23 protein-coding genes are annotated in these 23,782 nt (G+C 44.0%); 14 read left to right on the top strand and 9 right to left on the bottom strand.

The window, feature by feature from the left end:
- Window positions 1-140: 140 nt before the first annotated feature.
- Window positions 141-302 (top strand): hypothetical protein, encoded by a 162-nt coding sequence (locus A587_RS25140; RefSeq protein WP_017217058.1) that lies wholly within the window; start codon window positions 141-143, stop codon window positions 300-302.
- A 6-nt stretch (window positions 303-308) separates the two neighbouring features.
- Here A587_RS25140 and A587_RS0107385 read toward each other — a convergent pair whose 3' ends face one another.
- The 5 genes from A587_RS0107385 to trhP all read right to left on the bottom strand — a co-directional run bounded on the left by A587_RS0107385 (window position 309) and on the right by trhP (window position 6,430).
- The gene (locus A587_RS0107385; RefSeq protein ID WP_017217057.1) at window positions 309-1,247 is read right to left on the bottom strand and encodes a GGDEF domain-containing protein; all 939 of its coding nucleotides are present in this window, start codon (window positions 1,245-1,247) and stop codon (window positions 309-311) included.
- 2 nt (window positions 1,248-1,249) lie between these two features.
- A complete protein-coding gene (locus tag A587_RS0107380) occupies window positions 1,250-1,654 on the bottom strand; it encodes a response regulator (RefSeq protein ID WP_017217056.1) in 405 nt (134 codons plus the stop codon).
- A 2-nt stretch (window positions 1,655-1,656) separates the two neighbouring features.
- Window positions 1,657-4,344: a PAS domain S-box protein gene (locus A587_RS0107375; RefSeq protein ID WP_017217055.1), complete on the bottom strand. Its 2,688-nt coding sequence runs from the start codon at window positions 4,342-4,344 to the stop codon at window positions 1,657-1,659.
- A 479-nt stretch (window positions 4,345-4,823) separates the two neighbouring features.
- On the bottom strand, window positions 4,824-5,069 hold the full coding sequence (locus A587_RS0107370) for a YfhL family 4Fe-4S dicluster ferredoxin (protein ID WP_010377334.1): 246 nt from the start codon (window positions 5,067-5,069) through the stop codon (window positions 4,824-4,826).
- A 2-nt stretch (window positions 5,070-5,071) separates the two neighbouring features.
- Window positions 5,072-6,430: a prephenate-dependent tRNA uridine(34) hydroxylase TrhP gene (trhP, locus tag A587_RS0107365; RefSeq protein WP_017217054.1), complete on the bottom strand. Its 1,359-nt coding sequence runs from the start codon at window positions 6,428-6,430 to the stop codon at window positions 5,072-5,074.
- Window positions 6,431-7,014: 584 nt separating this feature from the next.
- On the opposite strand from trhP, the gene ndk reads away from it, so the two are divergent.
- The 10 genes from ndk (at window position 7,015) to A587_RS0107315 (ending at window position 17,803) form a co-directional block, all read left to right on the top strand.
- Window positions 7,015-7,446 carry a nucleoside-diphosphate kinase gene (gene ndk, locus A587_RS0107360; protein WP_010377338.1) on the top strand — a complete coding sequence of 144 codons (432 nt, stop codon included), beginning with the start codon at window positions 7,015-7,017 and terminating at the stop codon, window positions 7,444-7,446.
- Window positions 7,447-7,641: 195 nt separating this feature from the next.
- Window positions 7,642-8,778, top strand: coding sequence for a bifunctional tRNA (adenosine(37)-C2)-methyltransferase TrmG/ribosomal RNA large subunit methyltransferase RlmN (locus A587_RS0107355; RefSeq protein ID WP_017217053.1), 1,137 nt, complete (start codon window positions 7,642-7,644; stop codon window positions 8,776-8,778).
- A 141-nt stretch (window positions 8,779-8,919) separates the two neighbouring features.
- Window positions 8,920-10,413, top strand: coding sequence for a type IV pilus biogenesis/stability protein PilW (gene pilW, locus A587_RS0107350; RefSeq protein ID WP_017217052.1), 1,494 nt, complete (start codon window positions 8,920-8,922; stop codon window positions 10,411-10,413).
- Window positions 10,414-10,421: 8 nt separating this feature from the next.
- Entirely contained in the window at window positions 10,422-11,273 is an 852-nt protein-coding gene (locus A587_RS0107345) for a RodZ domain-containing protein (protein ID WP_232288029.1), read from the top strand.
- Between the two features lie 5 nt (window positions 11,274-11,278).
- Window positions 11,279-12,397, top strand: a complete 1,119-nt coding sequence (gene ispG / locus A587_RS0107340) for a flavodoxin-dependent (E)-4-hydroxy-3-methylbut-2-enyl-diphosphate synthase (RefSeq protein WP_017217050.1) — start codon at window positions 11,279-11,281, stop codon at window positions 12,395-12,397.
- 178 nt (window positions 12,398-12,575) lie between these two features.
- Window positions 12,576-13,853, top strand: coding sequence for a histidine--tRNA ligase (gene hisS, locus A587_RS0107335; RefSeq protein ID WP_010377348.1), 1,278 nt, complete (start codon window positions 12,576-12,578; stop codon window positions 13,851-13,853).
- 9 nt (window positions 13,854-13,862) lie between these two features.
- Complete coding sequence (locus A587_RS0107330; protein ID WP_010605666.1) at window positions 13,863-14,480, top strand: YfgM family protein; 618 nt, start codon at window positions 13,863-13,865, stop codon at window positions 14,478-14,480.
- Between the two features lie 9 nt (window positions 14,481-14,489).
- The gene (gene bamB / locus A587_RS0107325; RefSeq protein ID WP_017217048.1) at window positions 14,490-15,671 is read left to right on the top strand and encodes an outer membrane protein assembly factor BamB; all 1,182 of its coding nucleotides are present in this window, start codon (window positions 14,490-14,492) and stop codon (window positions 15,669-15,671) included.
- Between the two features lie 74 nt (window positions 15,672-15,745).
- Window positions 15,746-17,215 carry a ribosome biogenesis GTPase Der gene (der, locus tag A587_RS0107320; RefSeq protein WP_017217047.1) on the top strand — a complete coding sequence of 490 codons (1,470 nt, stop codon included), beginning with the start codon at window positions 15,746-15,748 and terminating at the stop codon, window positions 17,213-17,215.
- A gap of 201 nt (window positions 17,216-17,416) precedes the next feature.
- Entirely contained in the window at window positions 17,417-17,803 is a 387-nt protein-coding gene (locus A587_RS0107315; protein ID WP_017217046.1) for a VOC family protein, read from the top strand.
- A 43-nt stretch (window positions 17,804-17,846) separates the two neighbouring features.
- Here A587_RS0107315 and A587_RS0107310 read toward each other — a convergent pair whose 3' ends face one another.
- The 4 genes from A587_RS0107310 to A587_RS0107295 all read right to left on the bottom strand — a co-directional run bounded on the left by A587_RS0107310 (window position 17,847) and on the right by A587_RS0107295 (window position 19,791).
- Window positions 17,847-18,203 carry a DUF2750 domain-containing protein gene (locus tag A587_RS0107310; RefSeq protein ID WP_026000908.1) on the bottom strand — a complete coding sequence of 119 codons (357 nt, stop codon included), beginning with the start codon at window positions 18,201-18,203 and terminating at the stop codon, window positions 17,847-17,849.
- 11 nt (window positions 18,204-18,214) lie between these two features.
- Window positions 18,215-18,793 carry a glutathione S-transferase family protein gene (locus A587_RS0107305; RefSeq protein ID WP_017217044.1) on the bottom strand — a complete coding sequence of 193 codons (579 nt, stop codon included), beginning with the start codon at window positions 18,791-18,793 and terminating at the stop codon, window positions 18,215-18,217.
- 100 nt (window positions 18,794-18,893) lie between these two features.
- On the bottom strand, window positions 18,894-19,175 hold the full coding sequence (locus A587_RS0107300; RefSeq protein WP_010377362.1) for a peptidylprolyl isomerase: 282 nt from the start codon (window positions 19,173-19,175) through the stop codon (window positions 18,894-18,896).
- 64 nt (window positions 19,176-19,239) lie between these two features.
- Complete coding sequence (locus A587_RS0107295; protein ID WP_026000907.1) at window positions 19,240-19,791, bottom strand: glutathione peroxidase; 552 nt, start codon at window positions 19,789-19,791, stop codon at window positions 19,240-19,242.
- 67 nt (window positions 19,792-19,858) lie between these two features.
- Between A587_RS0107295 and A587_RS0107290 the strand changes: the two genes are divergently transcribed.
- The 3 genes from A587_RS0107290 to A587_RS0107280 all read left to right on the top strand — a co-directional run bounded on the left by A587_RS0107290 (window position 19,859) and on the right by A587_RS0107280 (window position 23,756).
- Window positions 19,859-20,347: a GNAT family N-acetyltransferase gene (locus A587_RS0107290; RefSeq protein ID WP_017217042.1), complete on the top strand. Its 489-nt coding sequence runs from the start codon at window positions 19,859-19,861 to the stop codon at window positions 20,345-20,347.
- A 150-nt stretch (window positions 20,348-20,497) separates the two neighbouring features.
- Window positions 20,498-22,465, top strand: coding sequence for a sensor histidine kinase (locus A587_RS0107285; RefSeq protein WP_010377369.1), 1,968 nt, complete (start codon window positions 20,498-20,500; stop codon window positions 22,463-22,465).
- 157 nt (window positions 22,466-22,622) lie between these two features.
- Window positions 22,623-23,756, top strand: coding sequence for a response regulator (locus A587_RS0107280; protein ID WP_017217041.1), 1,134 nt, complete (start codon window positions 22,623-22,625; stop codon window positions 23,754-23,756).
- Window positions 23,757-23,782: the final 26 nt, after the last annotated feature.

Below are 23,782 nucleotides of genomic sequence, written 5' to 3'. Positions count from 1 at the left end.
ACTAAATTGTGATTATTTTGTAAAATAAAAGTTTAAAATGTGGTTTTTATTGATGTGGATCATATGTTTCTTATCCGATAAATTGGGGTTTAGTGTAAAAGCGACTATAGAAAAGAAAGTAATGTGGTGTGGAGGTTGCTATGAAAAGGCAAATTACTCTGTCTCAACTAGAAGAGTTGCTTGAAGAAAGGCAAGGTGGAGAGCGTCGAATACAACGAAGTAATGTTTTGCCTTTCGTTGAAAGGCGCAAACATGTTAGGCGAAAGTCTGATAGGCAATACTTGCACGATAGAGTTGAATAGTATCCGCTATTCCTGCTTTGTTGAGAGTCCCGCATCTGAGTACAACGCATACGGTAATTGATTTGTCTTAGCGTGGTACATGGCTTTATCTGCTTTAGCAACTAACTCTTCGGCTGATGTTGCGTCAGTTGGATAAATCACAGCGCCAATGCTTAAGTCCAGCTTTACTTCGCGGATATTTGCGCTTTCATCTTGGAGACAGTAATTATCACTGAGCAAGTCATACTTATGCTGAGCAAGTTTCCGTAACTGATTTTTTTCGGTTAGGTGAGGGGCGATAACCACGAATTCATCACCACCATAGCGTGCGACAAAGTCCGAGGCACGTTTATACATTTTAAGTTTTGCCGACAGTATTTTTAATAATTGATCGCCCGCTTGATGACCAAGCTGATCATTGACTGGTTTAAAGTTGTCGAGATCAATAAACAACACACCGAAACCATGACCATATCGCTCTGATTCACTAATTGCTCTTTCTAGTTCGCTATCAAATGCGCCACGGTTATGTAGCATAGTGAGCCTATCCATCACCACCAGGTTCTCTAGATTCCGCTGCATTTCGTAGCGTTCTTTTGAGAAGGTTATTGTACGTGCTAGCAGTGGGCCGCTCACTTCGTGTTTTGGGATATAATCTTGCGCACCAAGTTGAATGGCTTTTTCGCCAAACAGCGTTTCAGATACCCCAGTTAGCACAATTATTGGGGCGCTAATGGGCAATTGTTTTACTTTAATTAGCGTGGTAAGACCTTGGCTCTCATCGATGTTCAAATCAATAAGGATGGCTTCTGGCTTAACTGTGTTTAAGGCGGTTTCAAGTTGCTCTAAATTTTTGAAGTGTTTAACGTTAAACTTTTGTCTACCATCAGTACTTGCAAGTGTGCGCTTTACTAAGTAAGCATCTTCATCGTTATCTTCAAGTAGATAAATCAGCCATGTATTCATAGTTACCCTTGCACGACACAGTTATTGTCAAACCAATACTGCTTGATTAATTTGATCAACGACTCTAAATCACTCAAGCGTCCTGGCTTGGTAATATATGACTTAGCACCCAATTGATATGCTTTACGAATGTCACTGTGGTGAGTGGAGGTGGTATAGCATACCGTTATTAATTTATCGGCAACTTGTTCATTTTTTAAAGCTTCCATGACTTCAAAGCCACTCATTTTTGGCATATTTAAATCCAGCAAAATAACTTGGTCGTAGGTTGCGATAGAATCTAGGTAATGCAGCAGCTCATGACCGTCAGAAAAAATTTTGAGCTGTGGTGCATTGGTAATACTGCTGTATGCTCTTTTAAAAAAGTAAACATCATCTGGATCATCTTCAACTAATAACAGTTCCATTATTACTCCTTAACTTCTTTTGGCAGTATGATTTCAAATAAAGCGCCATCATCACTTTGCAGGCATTTTATTGTGCCGCCATGTAGTTTTACTATTTGTCGGCACAGCGCAAGTCCAATACCACTGCCATACTCTTGTGTGGTGCCAAAACGCCTGAACGGTTCAAAGATTTGCTGACGTCGAGATTTTGGGATCCCAAGTCCATTGTCTTTGTAATGGATCACCGTTTCATGGCCGGTTTGGCTGGCGTAAATTTGGATTACGGGCGTAACCTCTGGTGACTTAAACTTAATGCTGTTACTGATTAAGTTTTGCAGCACTTGAAGAAAAAGAGAGGGATCAAGTTCGATAGGTAAATCACCATTCTCTAGCTTAATTTCTGCGCCGCTTTCCTCGATACTAAAGCTCATCACTTCACAGATATCTTCTAACAATAAAGTGAGATTGGTTGTTTGTAGCTTCAACTCATGGGAATGCAAGCGTGATAGCTTGAGTAGGTCTTGGATCATGATCCGCATTCGTTGACTGGCATCTACCAAGCGTTCTATTTCAAACTTTGCATCGTCGTAGTCTTTTAAATCTGGCGTAATTCTTTGCGCCAAACTGTCTGAAAAAGCGGTGATTTTTCTGAGTGGCTCTTGCAAATCATGAGAAGCAATATAGGCAAAGTGCTCAAGGTGTGCGTTAGATTCTTGCAGCTGTAATAGCAATTCGGTGTGCTCGGTCATATCGACAAAAGTACCCAGCATCAACTCTGGCTCGCCATTGTGATCTCGAGTGATCACGGTATCGACAGAGTAGCACCAAACCCAATGCCCCTCTTTGTGTCTAAAGCGATACTTTATTGGGATAAGCTCACCATCTTGGCTAGCTCTCACTTCATCAATATGCTCGTAAACGAGTGCGTGTTCACTTTCATGAAAACACAGCTCTAAATTTGTGCTTTCTAATTCTTGAATTGTATAGCCAAGGAGTTGAGTATAACGCTTGTTTATCCGGGTATTCTTGTGGAGTTTTAAGTCGTAGAGATAAAGGCCGCATACCGCTGAGTCTATCATTCGCTGTAAAAAGCGCTGGTTGTCTTCCAGTTCTTTTTCTGCGAACTTTCGCGCCGTAATATCAACAGCGATACCGACTATTCGCTCGACTTGGTTTTTACCGTCTTTAAGTGGATAAAGAGTCGTTTGGTACCAATATTCTTTATTTTTGAAGGGGACCATTTCGGTATAATCTACGGGTTTTGCAATCTCAACACAAAGTTGGTAGTTTTTTTCAATCCTATCTACTAGCTCAGCCTCTAACGCTGTACCTCTGAGTTCATGGAGGGTTTTACCTAGTATTTGGTCGAGTTTTACGCCTGTGCGTTGACAGGCAAACTTATTGTACTCAAGCACTCGAAATGTTTGGTTTTCTTCTACCTTTAATAGCCAAATAGCCTGACTTGCGCCTTCGTAGATGGCATTGAGAATTTTGTTTTTTTCCGCGATTTGCAGCTCAAGAGATTTTTTCTGATGGATATTTCTTAGTGCCCCAGACATCACCACAGCTCTACCTTGGTCGTCAAATTGGCTGTTGCCAACGGCGGAAAACCACGCGTATTCTCCTTTGTTGTCTCGCCCTAAGTACTCTACAAAATATTGATCTTTGGTGGCAAAGTGATGGTCTATGGCATCTTGCACTTTGCCCTGATGGTCTGGGTGGATATGTGCAAACCAGTCGTCATAGGTGACTTTTTCGTCGTCGCGTTTACCTATCATGGTTTTTAAACGAGATGAATAGCTGACGCTGTTGTCGACAACGTTCCACTCCCAAATGCCATCTTCGGTTGCCCCGATTGCACGCTTCATTTGTTCGGTGGACTCCGCGAGTGCTTGCTCTGTGCGTTTAAGTGACGAAAGGTTATTAAACACCGCTAAAATGAGATTAGCACCGTCATGGGGTTCTTGTACTAAGCGCATCTCCATCGGGATTTGATTGCCAAATTTGTCTTTCACATGGCACAGTGCTTCTTTACTGTAATCGTTTTGGTTGAGTAGAGATTGGCTAATGGACTCTAAGCTGTCGAACGGATCATCCAAACTGACGATATCGTGTAATCTCAGTCCAATTAACGCATCTGGCGTGTCGTACCCAAGCTCGCGATAAAAATAAGGATTGCACTTACTCACGGTGAGTAGCTGGTCAAGCAGCAAGGTACTGGTGGGTAAGGCATCGAGCATAAACTCGGTGACTCTGTGTTGGTCGAGTTGCGAATGAAGTGCCTGCTTTTCATCGGTAATACGTTTGAGCCTTGCGGTCACGCCATGGAATTGATTGGGGGTTGGGATTGCGACGGCGCTTGGGATCAGTCTAAAAAGATAAACTGCTGTTACCATTGAGATAAATGCCGTGACTGCTTTTGAAATGCCATGAATACCATAAGCGCCATGCCAAACGGTATAAACGCCAATTAAGTGCGTGAGTCCACATAAGGTGATGAAGCTACAGAACAACACAAAGACCCAATTTCTACCAACGTCAGGACGTTGTTTTGCATAAACCATAATCGCCATGGGAATAGAAAAGTAGGCGGCGGCTATCAAGATATCGGAGATAACATTGGTCCATAGCAGGTGAGGTTGCCACAAATAGCAATGACCATGCGGCATGTACGCGCTATTAAAAAATGACTCAAATGAGTTCAAATCCATGTTATTTCCTTACCTCAACGTAAAGCCGATTCATATAAAAACATCCGCCGTTAAGACGGTAAAAGCGCACTCAAGCTGCGATAGTAAAATACGCTTTAAAAGTCCTAATGCTCTGCTTTAACTGTAGTATATCTATTTGAAATTTCGACAAGAGGCGTAAGAAACCTGAACTTCGGATAATTAATGCCTTTCTAGCAGCCAGTTTTAGCGCTAACTGTGTTGAATTCACTATCAATAGCCAGCTATTGGTACGTAAATTCGCCTTGCCTACAGGATGTAGGTACCAGGGCGGTAGCAGGACGCGAGAGCGGAGTTATCCCCAAAACTCTCTGGCTAGATAAGAAAATCATTTAATGTGATTTTAAAAACAAAGGGTTAGATCATTCCTTATCCTAACCTCAGGTTTGGAAATCTTTATCGCGAGGTAGGGAAGAGGCTTGTTGAGAGGTTAATAAGGTGAAGCGCGCAGCTTCACCTTATTATTCGGTGAGTCGAAGGTACTTTTCGGCTAACTGATCAAGGCTTTCTTTGTGGTTTGGATCTGGTTTGATGCAATCAATGGGACAGACACTCACACAAGTTGGTGTGTCGTAATGGCCGACGCATTCAGTGCATTTGTCAGGGTCAATTTGATAAATTTTATCGCCCATGTAAATGGCTTGATTAGGACACTCAGGGTCGCACATATCACAGTTAATACATTTATCATTAATAAGTAGTGCCATCGTTATGCCTTTTTAAAAGGATTACGAGTGTCCTCACTTTGGCCCAAATTGCGCATTAAAATGGCGTGACTTAAGTCTATGTCTTCTGGCAGTGGAATTTTGACGATATGACCAGAGCCCTTGGCGTCATCTATCGCTTCACCTTTTTTATTTTCCATGTGTTCCAGATTAAAGTGAATATTGCCCTTAGGCGTCATCAATTCCAAGCTGTGACCAGTACAGAACTTGTTTTTAACCTCAATCTCAACGAGACCATTATTAGTGCGACCTAGCACTTCACCAACAAACTGCTGTTGGTCAGACACCGAATGACCGTAGTCGTAATTTTGATAGTCTTGATGTACATGACGTTTCAAGAAGCCCTCGGTATATCCGCGGTGGGCTAGGTTTTCTAGGGTTTTCATTAGGCTTGGGTCAAATGGTTTACCCGCAACGGCATCATCAATGGCTTTACGGTAAACTTGTGCGGTGCGAGCAACATAATAGAATGACTTGGTTCGGCCTTCGATCTTAAGGCTGTGCACGCCCATGCGGGTCAGTTGATCAACATACTGGACAGCACGTAAATCTTTGGAATTCATGATGTAAGTACCATGCTCATCCTCAAATGCTGGCATGTATTCACCTGGGCGACCTTGCTCTTCGAGCATAAACACTTCGTCGGTGGGTTGACCTTCCCCTAAGGTTGGAATAATTGCTTTTGGATCGACCTTATGGACAACATCGCCAGTTTCGTTTTCTTGACCCGGTTTGACATCGTAGCTCCAGCGGCAGGCATTGGTACAAGTGCCTTGGTTTGGATCACGCTTGTTGATATAACCCGACAATAAACAGCGACCAGAATAAGCCATGCATAAGGCGCCATGAACGAACACTTCAAGCTCAGTATTTGGGCACAATGTACGAATTTCTTCTATTTCTTGTAGCGACAACTCGCGAGAAAGAATAACGCGCTCAACCCCTTGTTTGGCCCAAAATTGCACCGCCGCATAGTTAACAGCATTCGCTTGTACGGATAGGTGAATTGGCATGTCTGGCCACTTATCGCGCACCAGCATAATTAGCCCAGGATCGGACATGATAAGCGCATCTGGCTTCATCTCGATAACAGGCTCAATATCACGTAAGTAAGTTTTCACTTTGCCGTTGTGCGGCGCAATATTTGATACGACATAGAGCTTTTTGTTTTGCTGGTGGGCTTCATTAATACCGACTTCGAGGTTGTTTAGGTCAAATTCGTTATTACGTACGCGCAGACTGTATCTTGGTTGTCCGGCGTAAACAGCGTCGGCACCGTACGCAAAAGCGTAACGCATATTCTTTAAACTGCCGGCAGGAGAGAGAAGTTCTGGTACAAACATGGTTTACCTCATACATTGAACTAGGGCCTGTTGACCTTTGTTGTTTGATTTTTGTTCTCCTGAGTGTGTTTTGGTCGCGACGCTCGACTTGCCGCCTAGTAATCTAGGCAAAAGTTGAGCAACAATGAACAAAGCGCACTCAGGAGAACCCAAAGGGCAGCGCTTGATTGGCATTTCTACTGTGTTCTCGCCTGATTCACATAGAACAACTATGCTACGCAGGCTCTGCCTTGTATAAATACCAATCAAACTGCTGTAAAAACAAACTTGAAAGATAAACAGGCCCTAATTACGGGTCAGCTGTTGAGTGATTTCGCGTGCTGATTCTAAAAAGCGGCGCAGTATAGAAGAAAGCTAAGTAAGTAATTTTGATGTAGATCAGGTTTTTTGACATTGTGCAAGGAAGGGCAAGTGACCTTGCTATTAAGGCTTCTGCTGGCAATTCTGCGTATTTAATCGACAAATAATTCACCAAACTTTCGTTTCTTCGCAAAGAAAGCGGCGCGAGATAGTAGGTTTTTTCTACCAAAACACGTATAATTCGCGCCCGTTAATATTCACAATAATATTTTGGAGCAAAAAAGATGGCTTTAGAGCGCACTTTTTCAATCATCAAGCCTGATGCTGTAGCTAAAAACCACATCGGTGCTATCTACAACCGTTTTGAGTCTGCTGGTCTTAAAATCGTTGCATCAAAAATGGTTCACCTTTCTCAAGAGAAAGCTGAAGGTTTCTACGCAGAGCACAAAGAGCGTCCTTTCTTTGGTGCATTAGTTTCTTTCATGACTTCTGGTCCAGTAATGGTTCAGGTGCTTGAAGGTGAAGACGCAGTTCGTAAAAACCGCGAAATCATGGGTGCTACTAACCCTGCTGAAGCGCTAGCTGGTACACTACGTGCTGACTACGCAGACAGCATCGACGAGAACGCAGTACACGGTTCTGACGCGCCTGAGTCTGCTGCTCGCGAAATCGCTTACTTCTTCGCTGAAGAAGAAATCTGCCCACGTACTCGTTAATTCGAGACTTGGTGCCAAAGAAGGGCTTTCGAGCCCTTTTTTTGTCCCGTAGCTAAGTTGCGGGATAAGCGTGCTTTGTAAAGTAATCACACTACTTCACAAAACACGTTACATTATTTGTGATGCTTGCTGCTTTTTTGTACAATGCGTTGTTGGCAATTTAGCTGTTCTTACCGTCTTTAACCGAGGTTGTTCATGACCACTATTGAGAAAAAAATTAACTTACTTGATTTAAATCGCGAGGGGATGCGCGAGTTGTTTGCATCATATGGCGAAAAGCCGTTTCGCGCGGATCAGGTGATGAAATGGATTTATCATTTTGGTATCGACAACTTTGATGACATGAGCAATTTGAACAAAAAGTTGCGTGCGCGGTTGCAGGCTGAGTGTGAGATTAAAGCACCTGAAATTTCAGTAAAGCAGGTGGCTTCTGATGGTACCATTAAGTACGCACTAGTACTTGAAGGCGGCCAAGAAGTTGAAACTGTGTGGATCCCAGAAAAAGACCGAGCAACACTGTGTGTGTCTTCTCAGGTTGGTTGTGCTTTGGAATGTACTTTCTGCTCAACGGCGCAGCAGGGCTTTAACCGTAACTTAAAAGTGTCAGAGATCATTGGTCAGGTTTGGCGCGTGGCAACCGACATTGGTCTGCATAAGGGCGATAGCACTAAACGCCCAATTACTAACATCGTTATGATGGGGATGGGTGAGCCTCTGTTAAACCTAAATAACGTTGTACCAGCGATGGAACTGATGATGGACGATTGGGCATTTGGTTTATCCAAGCGCCGCGTTACGCTAAGTACATCGGGAGTGGTACCTGCGCTTGATATCTTGAAAGAAAAGATTGACGTGGCACTGGCGATTTCGCTACATGCACCAAACAATCCACTACGTGATGTGCTTGTACCAATCAACAAAAAGTATCCGATTGAAGAGTTCCTTGCAGCATGTCGTCGCTATATCGATGGTTCTAAAGCAAATAAAGACGTCACCATTGAGTACGTGATGCTACAAGACGTTAATGACAGTACAGATCATGCCCATGAATTAGTCGAAGTACTCAAAGGCACGCCGTCAAAAATTAACTTAATCCCATTTAACCCGTTCCCGGGTAATGAATATGGCCGCTCTAGCAACAGCCGCATCGATAGATTTTCTAAGGTGTTACAAGCTGCAGGACTGACGTGTATTGTTCGTCGCACCCGTGGCGATGACATTGACGCTGCATGTGGACAGCTAGTGGGTGATGTTGTAGACAGAACCAAACGTTTAGCTAAGAAAAAGCAGCGTGACGACAACGCCATTGCTGTCAATGTGAGCGCACAATAATATTCATGAGCTGGGTTTACCCAGCTCATTTCATCTTGACCACAGATAAGTTCTGACTATCTGGTAAAAAATAGATGAATCTCTTAGCCTTTTGGGTAATATAGGGCACACATAGAACCCAGTGGCATTCAAAGGTGAGTGATGCAATCGCGAAATTATCGCAAAACAGGATTGGCTGCATCCATTCTCGCAGGCGCGAGTTTAGTTCTGTCAGGTTGTGTGACGGAGAGTAGTTATCGCTCCGACGGGCGTCCTGTGGCCGAACAACAAGTCAATAACACCAATGCCGCAAGAACTCGTATTGCACTGGCACTTCAATATCTCAATTCAGGTAACACTACCTCAGCCAAATTTAATTTAGAGCGGGCATTACAACTAGCGCCAAAACTGGCCGAAGCCCATTATACGTTGGCGTATTATTACGAGCAGGTGGGTGAGCAACAACGTGCTGATAATGCCTATCAGGCGGCTTTGGATATTGAGCCAGATAACCCCGACACGCTAAATAACTATGGCACTTTTCTTTGCCGCGTTGGTCAGTATGACAAAGCGAGCCAATATTTTTTCAAAGCGATAGAGGTACCAAGTTATTTGCGGGTATCGGCAAGCTATGAAAACTTGGCGCTGTGTGCGCTGAAACAAAATGAGTATTCCCTAGCCGAGGAGTATCTGCAAAACGCGATTAAGCATAACGCTCAGCAGATGTCGTCGCAACTTGCGCTCGCGGGCCTATACTATGCTCGCAGTGATTTCTTAAGAGCAGAAGATGTACTTGATAATGTTGCCAAGCGTGGATTTATTTCACCAAGAAGCTTAATGCTTGGGCACTTAGTACATATGCAAATGGGGCACTTACAGAAGGCGCAAGACATCGCCACGACTTTGGTGCAAAGCTACCCTAAATCTGCTCAAGCAGGGCTCATCTTAACGAATAATATCGCTGCAAGTGAATTTGAACGGTTGCGCAATCGCTACCGAGAAGCGCAGTTAAATAAGCTTGCCGAGGCGTCGCCTAGTCATATTGTAGCGAATCCAAAAATTAAAATTAAACGTAAGAAAACGCAACCGAATTCAACGCAATCATTCACCGTTGATTCACCCGTTGAGGCCAATAATTTTGCGCCTTCGGCAAAACCTGAAGTGGTAAAAAGTACGTCTTTAGTGAACGTTAGCTCGGACTCTGAAGCTCGGGTTGAGTTTTATCAACCGGACCCATCGGAAGTTACATTTAGTCCTCGCTCACGTGAGCCTCAAGTGTTAGCGACTACCTCATCAAGCAGTTCAAGTGTACCGTTATTAAATCGTGACGTTGCGCCTCCTCAGGTACCTTTTCATACTGTGATTGCAGGTGAAAACCTATTTAGTATTTCAGTCAAATACGACATTAAAATGGTTGAATTGATGGAATATAATCAAGTGCGGGAATCTGCAAGATTGTACGCAGGTCAAAAGGTGTATCTTAACAATCCCAATGTCGTGCATGAAATTGCGGCGGGAGATACTTTGCTCAGTATTGCCGATCGATATGGTGTGTTGATCGATGAAATTATGCGATGGAATAAACTCACTCCTGATGTGGCACTGCAAGCAGGCCACGGATTATTAATTGTAGACCCAACAAATTACGTTTTATGAACCAAACAATGAAAGAGCAGGAAGCACCTGAACAAGAGCAGCCTTCACTCGGGCAAACTTTAGCAACGGCAAGACAAAATGCCGGGATCAGCTTTGCTGAAATTGAATCGCGCTTAAAGATGACCCATGCCCAACTTACCAAGCTCGAGCAGGATGACTATCAAGACCTAGGGCCTGAAACCTTTGTGCGTGGCTATATTAAAAATTACGCCGCGTTACTGGGGTTGAATCCGACGGAAGTACTGGCTCGATATCAATCTCCGGAGTTGCCGCCACAGAAAAAGCGGATGCAAAGCTTTTCTCGCCGTACTCATAAAGAAGCCCACGATAACCGCCTAATGATGGTGAGCTACATTGTGCTGGCTATCGTACTGGGGTCGTCGGCATTTTGGTTTTGGCAGACCAATAGCTCAGAGCAAGAAGTGGTGCCTGAAACGTCGGTTACTCAGCTTGAAACGCCAGTTGAAAATGTCCCAACACCAAAGATTGATGAGTTAGCATTATCTACTGAGCAAAATGATGAGGCAGTCCCGCAAAGTGAGCCGCAAGCGAGCGAAACGGAGGTTTCAGTGCCAGTTGAAGCGAAACCACAAGCGGCAAAACGAGACCCAGCATTGAGCACGGTAGTCATGCATTTCAACGAAGAAAGTTGGGTTGAAATGTTTGACGCAACACAAGAACGTGTTGCATTTGGTGTTAAAAAAGCGGGATATACCATGACAGTTGAAGGTAAGGCCCCTTTTTCTGTTATACTCGGCAAGCATCAGGCCGTAGAGGTCACGCTTGACGGTAAACCAGTGTCATTGCCTGCGTTTACTAAGAACCGTCTAGCTAAATTCAATTTACCGTTAACAGAGTAGTCAGCATGTTTTCAGAACCACCTATAAAGCGTAGAAAATCAACAAGGATCTATGTCGGTAATGTGCCTATTGGTGATGGCGCACCGATAGCTGTACAGTCTATGACGAACACCAATACTCTAGATGTTGATGCGACGGTGGCACAAATTAAAGCTATCCAAGACGCCGGAGCGGATATTGTCCGTGTTTCTGTGCCGACAATGGATGCAGCTGAAGCATTCAAAAGCATTAAAGAGCAAGTGGATATTCCACTCGTCACGGATATTCACTTCGATTATCGTATTGCATTACAAGTGGCTAAGTACGGTGCCGATTGTTTGCGGATAAATCCTGGGAATATTGGTAGTGAAGACCGTATTCGTGCAGTGATTGATGCGGCGGGTGAGCACAACATTCCAATTCGTATTGGCGTGAATGGCGGCTCACTAGAGCGCGATTTGCAAGAAAAGTATGGTGAACCAACACCTGAAGCCTTACTTGAGTCTGCGATGCGACATGTCGAAATTCTCCAGCGCCATAACTTTGATCAGTTTAAAGTCTCGGTAAAAGCTTCCGACGTATTCTTAGCCGTTGGCGCTTATCGTTTATTGGCAAAAGAAATTGATCAACCTCTGCACCTTGGGATCACCGAAGCAGGTGGTTTTAGAGCCGGTTCGGTTAAATCGGCAGTTGGTCTAGGGATGTTACTTGCTGAAGGGATTGGTGATACATTACGTGTTTCACTTGCGGCTGATCCGGTGCAAGAAATCAAAGTGGGTTTTGATATTCTAAAGTCACTGCGAATTCGTTCGCGCGGCATCAATTTTATTGCTTGTCCAAGTTGTTCACGCCAAGAGTTTGATGTAGTGAATACAATGAATCAGCTGGAAGAGCGATTAGAAGATATCGTCACACCAATTTCGGTGTCTGTGATTGGCTGCGTGGTAAATGGTCCTGGTGAAGCACTTGTCAGTGACTTGGGCCTTGCTGGCGCAAATCGTCGCTCAGGTCTTTATATCAATGGCGAGCGCCAGAAAACACGGATTGATAATGATGATATCGTCGCTCAATTAGAGTCTCAGATCCGAGAATATGTAGAGAAAAAAGAAAGTGAAGAAAAAATCGATGTAAAAATCATCGACTGACACCTGCGTAATCGTTAAGATAAGCGAATTTTCGCGCTTTCTCACGGCGTGCTAAACTGCACGACGATAAATGGCATTAAAGAAATAAAACCAATGCGATGAGGCTGTTTGAGCGCATTTAGTCAAAGACTCAAGCAGCATTAAATCGATTGGTGACAAATTTAAGTTAGGGTTTTCAGTGACTAAACAACTTCAGGCAATCCGTGGAATGAATGATTGTCTGCCAGGTGACACGCAAGTCTGGCAGAAAGTAGAATCGGTATTAAGAGAGACGGTAGCGGCATTTGGCTACCAAGAGATCCGTTTTCCAATCGTTGAGTCGACCGATCTATTTAAGCGCTCTATCGGTGAAGTAACCGATATCGTAGAAAAAGAGATGTATACCTTTGATGACCGCAATGGCGATAGCTTAACGCTACGCCCGGAAGGCACTGCTGTGTGCGTACGAGCGGGAAATCAAAATGGTTTGCTATATAACCAAGAACAGCGCCTTTGGTACATGGGGCCAATGTTCCGCCACGAAAGACCGCAAAAAGGCCGTTACCGTCAATTCCATCAATTTGGTGTTGAAACTTTTGGTATGGCAACACCAGATATTGATGCTGAAGTGATCCTAATGACGGCGCGCTTATGGCAGCAATTTGGTATTCAAGACCATGTAAAGCTTGAGCTCAATTCTTTGGGGTCAAATGAAGCGCGTGCTGAATATCGCGATGCTCTGATTGCATATCTGGAGCAACACAAAGAAGCGCTTGACGAAGACAGTTTGCGCCGTATGTATAGCAACCCACTGCGCGTGTTAGATAGCAAAAACCCAGAGGTGCAAGCTGTACTGGTTGATGCACCTAAGCTTTCTGAACACTTAGATCAGGAATCACGCGAACATTTTGCTAATTTGTGTGAACGTTTAGACGCAGCTGGCGTCGAATACCAAGTTAATGAAAAACTGGTACGAGGCCTAGATTACTACAACCGCACTGTATTTGAGTGGGTGACAACAAGCTTAGGTTCTCAAGGTACAGTATGTGCTGGCGGTCGCTACGATGGCTTGGTTGAGCAGCTTGGCGGCAAAGCAACGCCAGCCGTTGGTTTTGCTATGGGTATCGAGCGTTTAGTGTTGATGCTACAAACGCTGGAATGTGTGGGTGATATTCGTCGCAATGCTGACGTATATGTAGTTGCGATGGGTGACAAAGCGGCTATTCAAGCCCCTGTGGTTGCACAGCAATTACGAGATGATATTGCTGGCCTTCGCGTGATGGTTCATTGTGGCGGTGGCAACTTCAAGAAACAATTTAAACGTGCAGATAAAAGCGATGCTGTTATTGCGCTAGTGCTAGGCGAAGATGAACTCGCTGAAGGCAAAGTGACAGTGAAGTATCTGCGTGAAGAGAAAGAACAAATCACCTTACCACTTGCAGAAGTAAAAACGCTGTTAGCAGAGCTGGTAAGCTAAGAGGTTAGAATGGAAATTTATTCAACAGAAGAACAACAAGCAGAAGCAATAAAACGATTTTTCCGTGAAAATGGTACGACGATTGTGGTCGGTGCCGTGCTTGGTTTAGGTGGTCTGTATGGCTGGAAAGCGTATAACCAAAGCCAGATCGATAGCGCAGAAGCGGCATCGGAAGCATACACTCAGGTTGTTGAAAGTGACGATGTACTAGCAAAAAGCGACGCCTTTGTTGCTGCAAATGCAGATTCTAACTACGCCGTGTTAGCGGCTTTCGTTGCTGCTAAAGAGGCAATTGACAAAGATGATCTTAAGCTAGCTGCCGAGAAGCTAACTTGGGCGGCTGACAATGTTGCCAACGCTGAACTAAAAGCAACGGCTTTATTAAGACTTGCACGTGTACAAGCGTCTCAGTCTCAATACGAACAAGCACTTGCAACACTAGCTAAGCCTATGCCAGAAGCGTTTAAGGCACAGCTTGCTGAGATCCAAGGTGATATTTACCTTGCTCAAGGCGATAAAGATAAAGCACGTAGTGCTTATCAATCGGCATTAGAAGCAGCGGAAGGCAATAGCAACCCTATGCTGCAAATTAAACTGGATGATCTTGCACAAAAGACAACGGTTTAAGGAGTTGCCATGAAGAAGTTAACGATGGCCTCATTGGCTTTATGTGTTGCAGCACTCACCGCTGGTTGTTCTTCTAGTGATGATGAAGAAGAGTTAAAACTCCCTGAGATCAACAATCAATTCGACGCCACTGTTGTTTGGCAAGAAGGGATTGGTGACGGGGTTGAGCACTACTTTTCGCGCTTATCTCCTGTAAGCTACCAGAACACTGTTTTTGCCGCTGCCCGTGAAGGTATAGTGACAGCGTTTGATACTGAAACAGGTAAAGAAAAGTGGCGAGTTGATGTTCGTGAGAATAAGAACTTTTGGCCATGGGAAGACAATGACAGTGCGAAGCTGTCAGGTGGGATCACACAAGCTTATGGCAAACTGTATGTTGGCTCTGAGCACGGACAGGTTTTTGCGCTTGACCGTGAAACCGGCGAAATAGTTTGGCGTAAGTCGGTACCGGGTGAAGCGCTTTCTGCGCCAGCTGCAGGCGATGGTCTTCTTTACGTTAACTTAGGTTCAGGCAAGCTGGTTGCGCTACACCCAGATACAGGTGAAGAACGCTGGCACTATGAGCAAGAAGTCCCTGCGCTGACATTACGTGGTTTAAGCTCTCCGACCAGCGCGAATGGTGGCGTATTGGTTGGCGAAGAAAGTGGTAAGTTAACAGCACTTATCGCTGAAAACGGTTTCACCGCATGGAGCTCAGATGTTGCAATTGCAAAAGGGGCTTCTGAGTTTGAACGTTTGGTGGATGTTGATACTAAACCCGTAGTAAGCGGCGCATATGTGTATTCTATCGCCTATAATGGTAAACTAGTCGCCATTGATGTGCGCAGCGGTAATGTGGTGTGGGATCGTGAGTACAGTAGTTACCGAGACCTCACACTTGATCTTGACGTAATTTATTTGGTTGATAGCGATGGCGTGTTGTACGCACTAGACAAAAACTCAGGTATTGAACGTTGGACACAACCAGCTTTGCGCGGTTGGTATTTAACCGCTCCTACGGTTGCTGGCAACTACGTAGTGGTTGGCGATCAGGAAGGTAACTTACATTGGTTGGATAAGAGCTCTGGTGAGTTAGTATCGCGTACCGAGTTTGATAGTTCAGGCTTTTTTATCGAACCGATTGTGGTCGATGGCAAAGTGTTTGTTTACACGCGTGATGGTGAGCTTAGCGCAGTTCAAATTCCGCAGTAACTTTCTGAATTTTTAGATATTTTATGGGGCTTCGCTTTTGCGAAGCCTTTTGTTGTTTTTAAAAGAGGTAGTCTATGCTTCCTGTGATCGCTCTGGTTGGGCGACCTAATGTGGGTAAATCCACACTGTTTAATCGTTTAACACGTACTCGTGACGCGTTAGTTGCTGACTTTCCGGGTCTGACTCGCGACCGTAAATACGGCCAAGCAAACTATGAAGGCTACGAGTTTATTGTGGTAGACACGGGTGGTATCGATGGCTCTGAAGAAGGCATTGAAACTGAAATGGCCGAGCAATCGCTGCTTGCAATTGAAGAAGCGGATATTGTGCTATTTTTGGTGGATGCACGCGCAGGTATGACGGTTGCTGATCAAGCTATCGCGCAACACCTTCGTAAACAACAGAAAAACTGCTTTGTTGTCGCCAATAAAACGGATGGCATTGATGCTGACTCCAATTGTGCTGAGTTTTATCAGCTAGCGCTCGGTGACGTTCAACAGATCGCCGCCGCGCACGGTCGTGGTGTTACTCAATTATTAGAGTTGACGCTACAACCGATTATCGCTGAGCTTACGGCTCAAGATGAAGAGCTTGAGCATGATGATGAAGATATCGCCGAGCTTTACCTTGAAGGTGAAGAAGCCGAAGACGGCAAAACAGGTTTTGAAGACAAACCTGTTAAACTTGCGATTATCGGGCGTCCAAATGTAGGTAAGTCAACACTAACTAACCGTATTTTAGGTGAAGACCGCGTTATCGTTTACGATATGCCGGGTACGACGCGTGACTCAATTTACATTCCGATGACGCGCAATGATAGAGAGTACGTGTTAATCGACACCGCCGGTGTACGTAAGCGTAAGAAAGTCAGCGATGTCGTAGAGAAATTCTCGGTTATCAAAACACTACAAGCGATTGAAGATGCCAACGTGGTATTGCTCGTTGTAGACGCGCGCGAGGGGATCTCAGATCAAGACTTGAGCCTACTTGGTTTTGCGCTAAATGCGGGTCGCTCGTTGGTTATTGCGGTAAACAAATGGGATGGTCTTGATGATTATGTCAAAGAGCGTATCAAAACTGAGCTAGACAGACGACTGGGCTTTGTTGATTTTGCTCGTCTGCACTTTATCAGCGCATTACATGGTACAGGTGTTGGTCACTTGTTTGAGTCGATTGACGAAGCTTATGAGTCAGCGACTAAGCGAGTAAGTACAGCAATGTTACGTCGTATTATGGATATGGCTCAGGCGGATCACCAGCCACCACTGGTTCGTGGACGCCGTGTGAAGCTTAAGTACGCACACGCAGGTGGTTATAACCCGCCGCGTATTGTTATCCACGGTAATATGGTGCACGAACTGCCAGATAGCTATAAGCGCTATTTGATGAACTACTATCGTAAAGCGCTTAACGTAATGGGTACGCCGATTAAGATTGAATTCCGTGAAGGGGATAACCCTTACGCTGGTCGTTCAAACAAAATGACGCTATCGCAAAAGCGTAAGCTTCGCGCATTCGCAAAAGAAAACCGCAATAAGTCGTAAGGCTTTTTGCGAGAATTTTAGCTCGACACCATTTGGTTAGTGTGTCGAGCTAAACATAAGTTCCACACCTATCCTACCAACTTCTGTTTCCACCACCGACTATATTTAACCCCTGAATGCTCTCACTTTGTTTTACCTTGCCCAACATTTGTGCTTAAGTTATAGATAGTTACATTAGGTTTTATTGATAGTGAGGCTTAGGTGTTTGCCAAAACGGTGATTTATGTAGAAAGTGTTGAGGAAGTGCTGGATTTTTACTATCAAGCATTTGGCTTGAGTACTTTTGATATGACTGATGAAGGGGATTATGGTGAGTTAGACACAGGAGAAGTGAAACTCGCCTTTGCCAGCCACCCGTTAGCCCAATCACAGTTTAGGCAAGACTATATTCGTTGCCATCCTAAACAGCCTGCACTTGGTTTTGAAATTACCATCAGCTGTGAAAATGTGCCCGAATGCTATGATAAAGCGGTCGCCGCTGGAGCTGAGCCATTAAGTCCACCAAACCAAAAGGGTAGAGTGACGCAAGCTTATGTAAGAGCCATTGAAGGGACTTTAGTTGCTTTGGTGTCAAAGCCGGGTGAATAGCGGCACTCGCAAGGGATGAGTGCCACTTTGGTGAGGTGTGCTTTTATTCGATATCGACAAGTAGTCTCGCAAGACCAACAGGCTCGATTTCAACACAAACGTTGTCGTCATTCCAGTTCAGACCAACGAGTGCATTATCTTCTTTTAGGTCGAGTACCCATTCGTCAAGAAAACTCTCAACATCAATACTCATCGGCGAGAATTCACTCCACTCGTCGCGACATTGAGCTTGCGCTTTTTCTTCACTATCCCACAGCAATAACACATCAGTCTCATCAAACTGGTTTGAGTCAACTACAACCATACCGCCGTCATCAGAGCTAAGTGCCCAAACGCTTTCAGTATTTTTTACTTGCTCAATAAATTCACTGACTTCTGAGCCAATTTCTTCTTCATTCATCATAGGTGTTCTCAATTTCGTGGATCAGTTTGCTGGGCGATTGCTTGGCTTTGCCAACGGTCATGAAATGCCATTAGGTTGGTGTAATCGCTCAGGTCGACGAGTTCTCTAAATAGAACCCAATCAATAAGGCAGTATAAACTGATTTGGAGATAATCACAGTGTAAAAACTCTTCTGTCACACACTCTTCATTGAGATAGTGCAGGGTATGGCCTATTCGTTCCCGCTGTAGATTAAAAAATAGTTTATCTTGTTCAATATCAAAACCAGAGCGCTTACTAAGTAGCAGTTCCACCAAAGAATCATTACAGGCATTAATAAGGATCAGCCAATTTTCTTGATCCCAACTGGGAAATGGAAGTTGATGTTTTTCACGGAGATAGCGAACAATCAGATTTGAATCACAAATAAGTTGTGCATCGTCTATTAAAAATGGGATTTTACGGGCAGGATTATGGCGAATAAGTTCGTCATGGCCTGCTTCAGAAAATATATCTATATGCTGGTAGCTCATTGGGAGCTGTTTAGCCGCGGCCCACATTCTAATCCGACGGGCGTATGGACTGGTGTTCGAACCGATAAGTTTCATGCCATCATTCCTTCAACTAAGTATCTTTTCGCTCATTCAGTAAATGTAGCGAGTTGGTATTAAGGAATGATGGCGAAGTGATTAACTTTTCGCAAGCGAATTAATCGCTACGACTGGTTACCTCAAGCAAGTGAAAACCAAACTGCGTTTGCACTGGCCCTTGTACTTGATTGATTGGGGCTGAAAAAACCACTTTATCGAATTCAGGCACCATCATGCCTGGTCCGAACTCACCTAGCGCACCACCATCTTGGCCCGACGGGCAATTGGAGTACTGCTTTGCGATTTCTGCGAAATCTTCCCCTGCTGCAATGCGTTCTTTGAGCTCCATGCATTGCGCTTCACTATCTACTAGGATGTGTCTTGCACTAGCGATTGCCATAATTTCTCCGATGATTATTTATTATTCATACTTTATTCTAATCTAGGTACGTTAAAAAATCAGCTTATCTAGGCAAGAGTTTTTCAATTTCGCTAGTTAGCTCGTCAGACATAGGTTTTGTGCGACTGTTAAAACGCTTAATTGTCTTCCGATCAGCTGACACTAAGTATTTGTAAAAATTCCAATTTGGAGAACTTGTTACTTCATTCAAATGTTGGAAAATGGGGTTGGCATCCGAGCCTCGAACTTCCGATGTCGCAAACATATTGAAGGTTACACCGTAGTTGATAAAGCATACTTTTGCAGTTTCCTTTTCGTCGTCTTCTTCTTGGAAAAAGTCATCAGAGGGAAAGCCAAGAACAACAAGACCTTTATCTTGATATTTTTGATGTAGTTGCTCAAGCCCTTCAAACTGTCCGGTAAATCCACAGTTGCTGGCTGTATTTACAATGAGAAGCGGCTTGTCTTTAAATTCACATAGATTAAGTGAGTCATCAGAACGCAGTTTTCGCAGCTCAACATTGGTAAAATCATCACAGCTGGATGTCTTTGCATACGCGTTACTCGAGATTAGGAAACCAAGCGCTAAGCTCAGAATCGAAAGACTTTTTATCATCAGTGCTTTCCTTTTATTTATGTTATCTCTTATGATACGAAAATATTCGTTACCTTGATCAGCTTTCATGAATATTAGACTCGCTAAACCGCATGACCTTTGCGCCATTGTTGCCATTTACAACGAAACGATACCGAGCCGCCAAGTCACAGCGGATACGGAGCCCGTAAGCGTAGCACAAAAGCAAAGTTGGTTCGCCGCACATACGCAAAATCGCCCAATTTATGTGGTAGAGCAGACGGATGAGGTGGTTGCATGGATAAGCTTTAGCAGCTTTTATGGACGTCCAGCCTACGATGGTACGGCTGAGGTGAGTATCTATCTTGCAAAAGCGGCACAAGGCCAAGGGTTAGGTAGTAAACTCATGGATTTTGCAGAGCAGCAAGCGCCAACTCTGTTTATTACGACGTTACTTGGCTTTATTTTTTCTCATAATCTCCCCAGTATCCGCTTGTTTGAAAAACACGGTTATAAAAAGTGGGGAGAATTACCTAATGTCGCGGTCATGGATGGTAATCACTATAGCTTGACGATTTTGGGCAAATCTCTCGCATAGCTTTATACGCCGTTGGCCTTTGCTGTTTGAATTTTTTTCGCTGCGTGAGTTAGACCGCGGCGTCAAACATATCAAAATAGTGCTATTTTTTAGCGTCTTGTGATTCTTCTACTAAACTGGATCTCAGAATTATCGGTAAAGGATCTGGTTATGACGAATCGAGTGCTGATTATTGACAGCAGCAGTGTGCAAGCGATGCGAGTAAAGGTATTATTTGAGTTACTCGGTGGTGAGGTAGAGCATGTGCATTACCGGAGTCTGGAAGCAAATCTCGATTTTGATAAATTCGATGTTGTTGTTATTGCTCATGGGGTGCCCGCCAGTAAGCTCCAAGCGTTATATCAACTGAGGAATCATGATAAGTTAGTATTGCTGGCACCAAAACCCGATAATGCCGAGCACTTAAAATCTTTCAGTGAAATCAACCGCGCCTTGCCAAATGGCATTGTTATCTACCCCTTCTTTGCCAATAAAGATATTACTGGCTTACTTGAGCGACTACTGGAAATTGGTTCTACTAATACCTTAGTGTTGCCCAAAGTGTTGCTGGTTGACCATCATACGCCTCGCCTAGAGACCTTAGCTAACGGCCTACGCGGAGCACAGCTTGCGGTGACGACCGCGACGACGCTTGATGAAGCGATGCAAGTTGCCGAGCGACACCCTGTTGATCTCCTTATTTGTGACTTTAATCTAGAAAAAGACACTGGCTTAGATGTGTTTAATAAAGTTCGTCAAGTGCACCACAATTGCCGCTGCTTATTGATGACTTCTCGGGTTAATCAAGTGGATATGTTAGAAGCCGTGCGTCAAGGGGTTGAAGACATTCTGATTAAGCCGTTTGATGAGAGCGATTTATTACAAAGCCTACATAAATTATGGCAAACAGAGCTCTTAAGACGCCATAACCAAGAGTTGGTTGAGCGCCTACAGGATACGGTCGATGCCTTAATTGAACGCGATAGTCTGTTGCGTGTGATTTATAAACATACCCCGGATCCGATTATGCTGTTCAACCGTCAAGGCCATATTATTGAAGCAAATGACGCGTGTTGCGAATTGTTTGAACTGACAGAAGAAGAACTACAGCCACTCTCTATTTTTGAGCTATTTGATGAAATATCCGTGTCGCAATTACGCGATTTGATGAAGCATGTTGGTATGTTAAAGCATTTTAACTGTGAGCTGAGTCTGCCAAAAGCGGGTGAGCGCAGCATTCCTTTGATGGGAACGTTTAATGAAATCGATCATCACGGCGATATGGCATTTGCGGTCATTTTTAAAAATGTCTCAAAGCTTAAAGAGCAGCAAGAAGTATTAGAAGAAACCAAAGAGTTGCTAGAGTTTGAAGTGCAAGCTCGAACGGCACAGTTACAAAAAGCCAAAGAAGCGGCGGAAGCGGCCAACCTCTCGAAATCTGAATTTTTAGCCAATATGTCCCATGAATTGCGCACACCAATGCACTCTATATTAAGTTTTGCACGTTTCGGTTTAGATAAGTTAACTGCTCCTGAAGTGCCGGCAGACAAGCTCAAAAAGTATTTATCTCGTATCGAAACCAGTGGTGAGCGTCTATTGGTATTGCTTAACAATCTGCTTGATTTATCAAAGTTAGACGCAGGTCGCTTTCCATTTAATCCAAGCTTTCACAACCTCGTTAATGTGATCCAAAGCGGTATTGAAGATGTATCGGGCACTGCGCTTGAGAAAAAGATAAAAATCCGTTTTGAAAAGCCCGCTCAAGGCGTGATGACCTTTTGCGATCCGGAGCAAATGAATCAAGTGATCAGAAACTTATTGGGTAATGCGCTCAAGTTTAGCCCGGAGGGTAGTGAGGTGAGTGTACTGTTAAGCTGTAAAGATCAAGATATTCATATCAAGATTGCCGATCAAGGGGTTGGTATTCCGGATGACGAATTGGAACAGATCTTTGCCAAGTTTGTGCAAAGCAGTAAAACAGACAGTGGTGCTGGCGGCACGGGTTTAGGTCTTGCTATTTGTAAGGAATTTATTTTACTGCATAAAGGGCAGATTTACGCCGAGAATAACCCTGAGGGCGGAGCATGTATCAATGTGAGCCTGCCGTTAACAGAGCACCTTGAAAGTAATGCGGTGTAATTGTGGTAATTGGAAAGGCGTTGAGTAAGCGTCTATAAATAATGATAGAGCTTGTACTAATACAATCTGATTGGGAGCTGTTGAAGCACTGGTCTTAAGTTACCGTATTTTCCCCACAGTGCCTTTCCCATTGTGAATCGACGAAGGATATTCATTTATGGCTTTACGCAGAATCTTAGCAGTTGACGACGAACCATTTAATCTAGAAATCATTGAAGAGATTTTAGAAGACTTAGACTTTGAGTTAAAAACCGTTGAAAGCGGTCATGAATGTCTAGCTGTAGTCGAAGACTTTGACCCTCAAGTTATTTTACTTGATGTAAGCATGCCAAAAATGAGCGGTTATGAGGTATGTAAGGCGATTAAAGCCAATCCAAACACTCAGCATATTATCGTTATGTTTGTGTCGGCAAGGGGCTCTGTTGAAGAGCGCATGGAAGGCTACTCAATGGGAGCTGAAGATTATATTGTTAAGCCATTTGGCCAAGGTGAACTAAAAGCCAAGCTCACGCACTTGAATCAAATGCTACTAGAAAAAGATATTCTGGCTCAGCAAATTGAAGATGCAACCTCCACAGCATTTAGCGCCATGGCTAATAGCAGTGAAATGGGGCAAATCGTTACCTACATCGAGCAAATCGGTGAAATAGAAACAATCCCACGACTGGCGGAAGCTTTATGTCAATGTTTAAAGGGGCTGGGACTTAATTGTAATGTTGAGGTTCGGCTTGAGGGACAAAAGCATCACTTTGCAACTACGGGAATTTGCTCACCTATCGTCATTGAATTATTTGAGATCTTACACACCAAAGGGCGATTACATGAATTTACTAACCGCATATTGGTTAACTATCCATTTTTGAGTATTTTAATCCTCAATATGCCGGGAGACGATCCTGATAAACACGGTAGATTGCGGGATCATATTTGCTTTATTGCCAGTGTAACGGAGCAACAGTTAATTGCTATTTCCACTAAACGCAAGCTGGTACAGCAACACGAAGATTTGGAAGAAGCGATAAAAATGGTGCAAGGTAAATTTAATAGCATGGTGTCGCTGCTTGATAAAAACCGTCAAGAAAACGAAAAAGTGTTCCGCTCATTACAAGAGCTATTCGAAGAGCGCATTCCTACTATGGGTCTAGACGAAGATCAGGAGATGTTTATCTATCAAAACGTCGATAAAGCGATTCAAAGCTCAGTCGCACGGGAAGAAAGTGTGCGAGAAGTGAAAACCGCTTTCCATGATATTGAAGAAGACTTAAAACTACTCTCGCGACGCTCAGAATAGCAACCCTACTGCCAATACCGCCGTAG

The organism is Pseudoalteromonas sp. NJ631 (genome assembly GCF_000276645.1).
Taxonomy (GTDB): Bacteria; Pseudomonadota; Gammaproteobacteria; order Enterobacterales; family Alteromonadaceae; genus Pseudoalteromonas; species Pseudoalteromonas piscicida.
The sequence above is the reverse complement of the archived record's forward strand: the minus strand, read 5'-3'. Positions and strand labels throughout refer to the sequence as shown.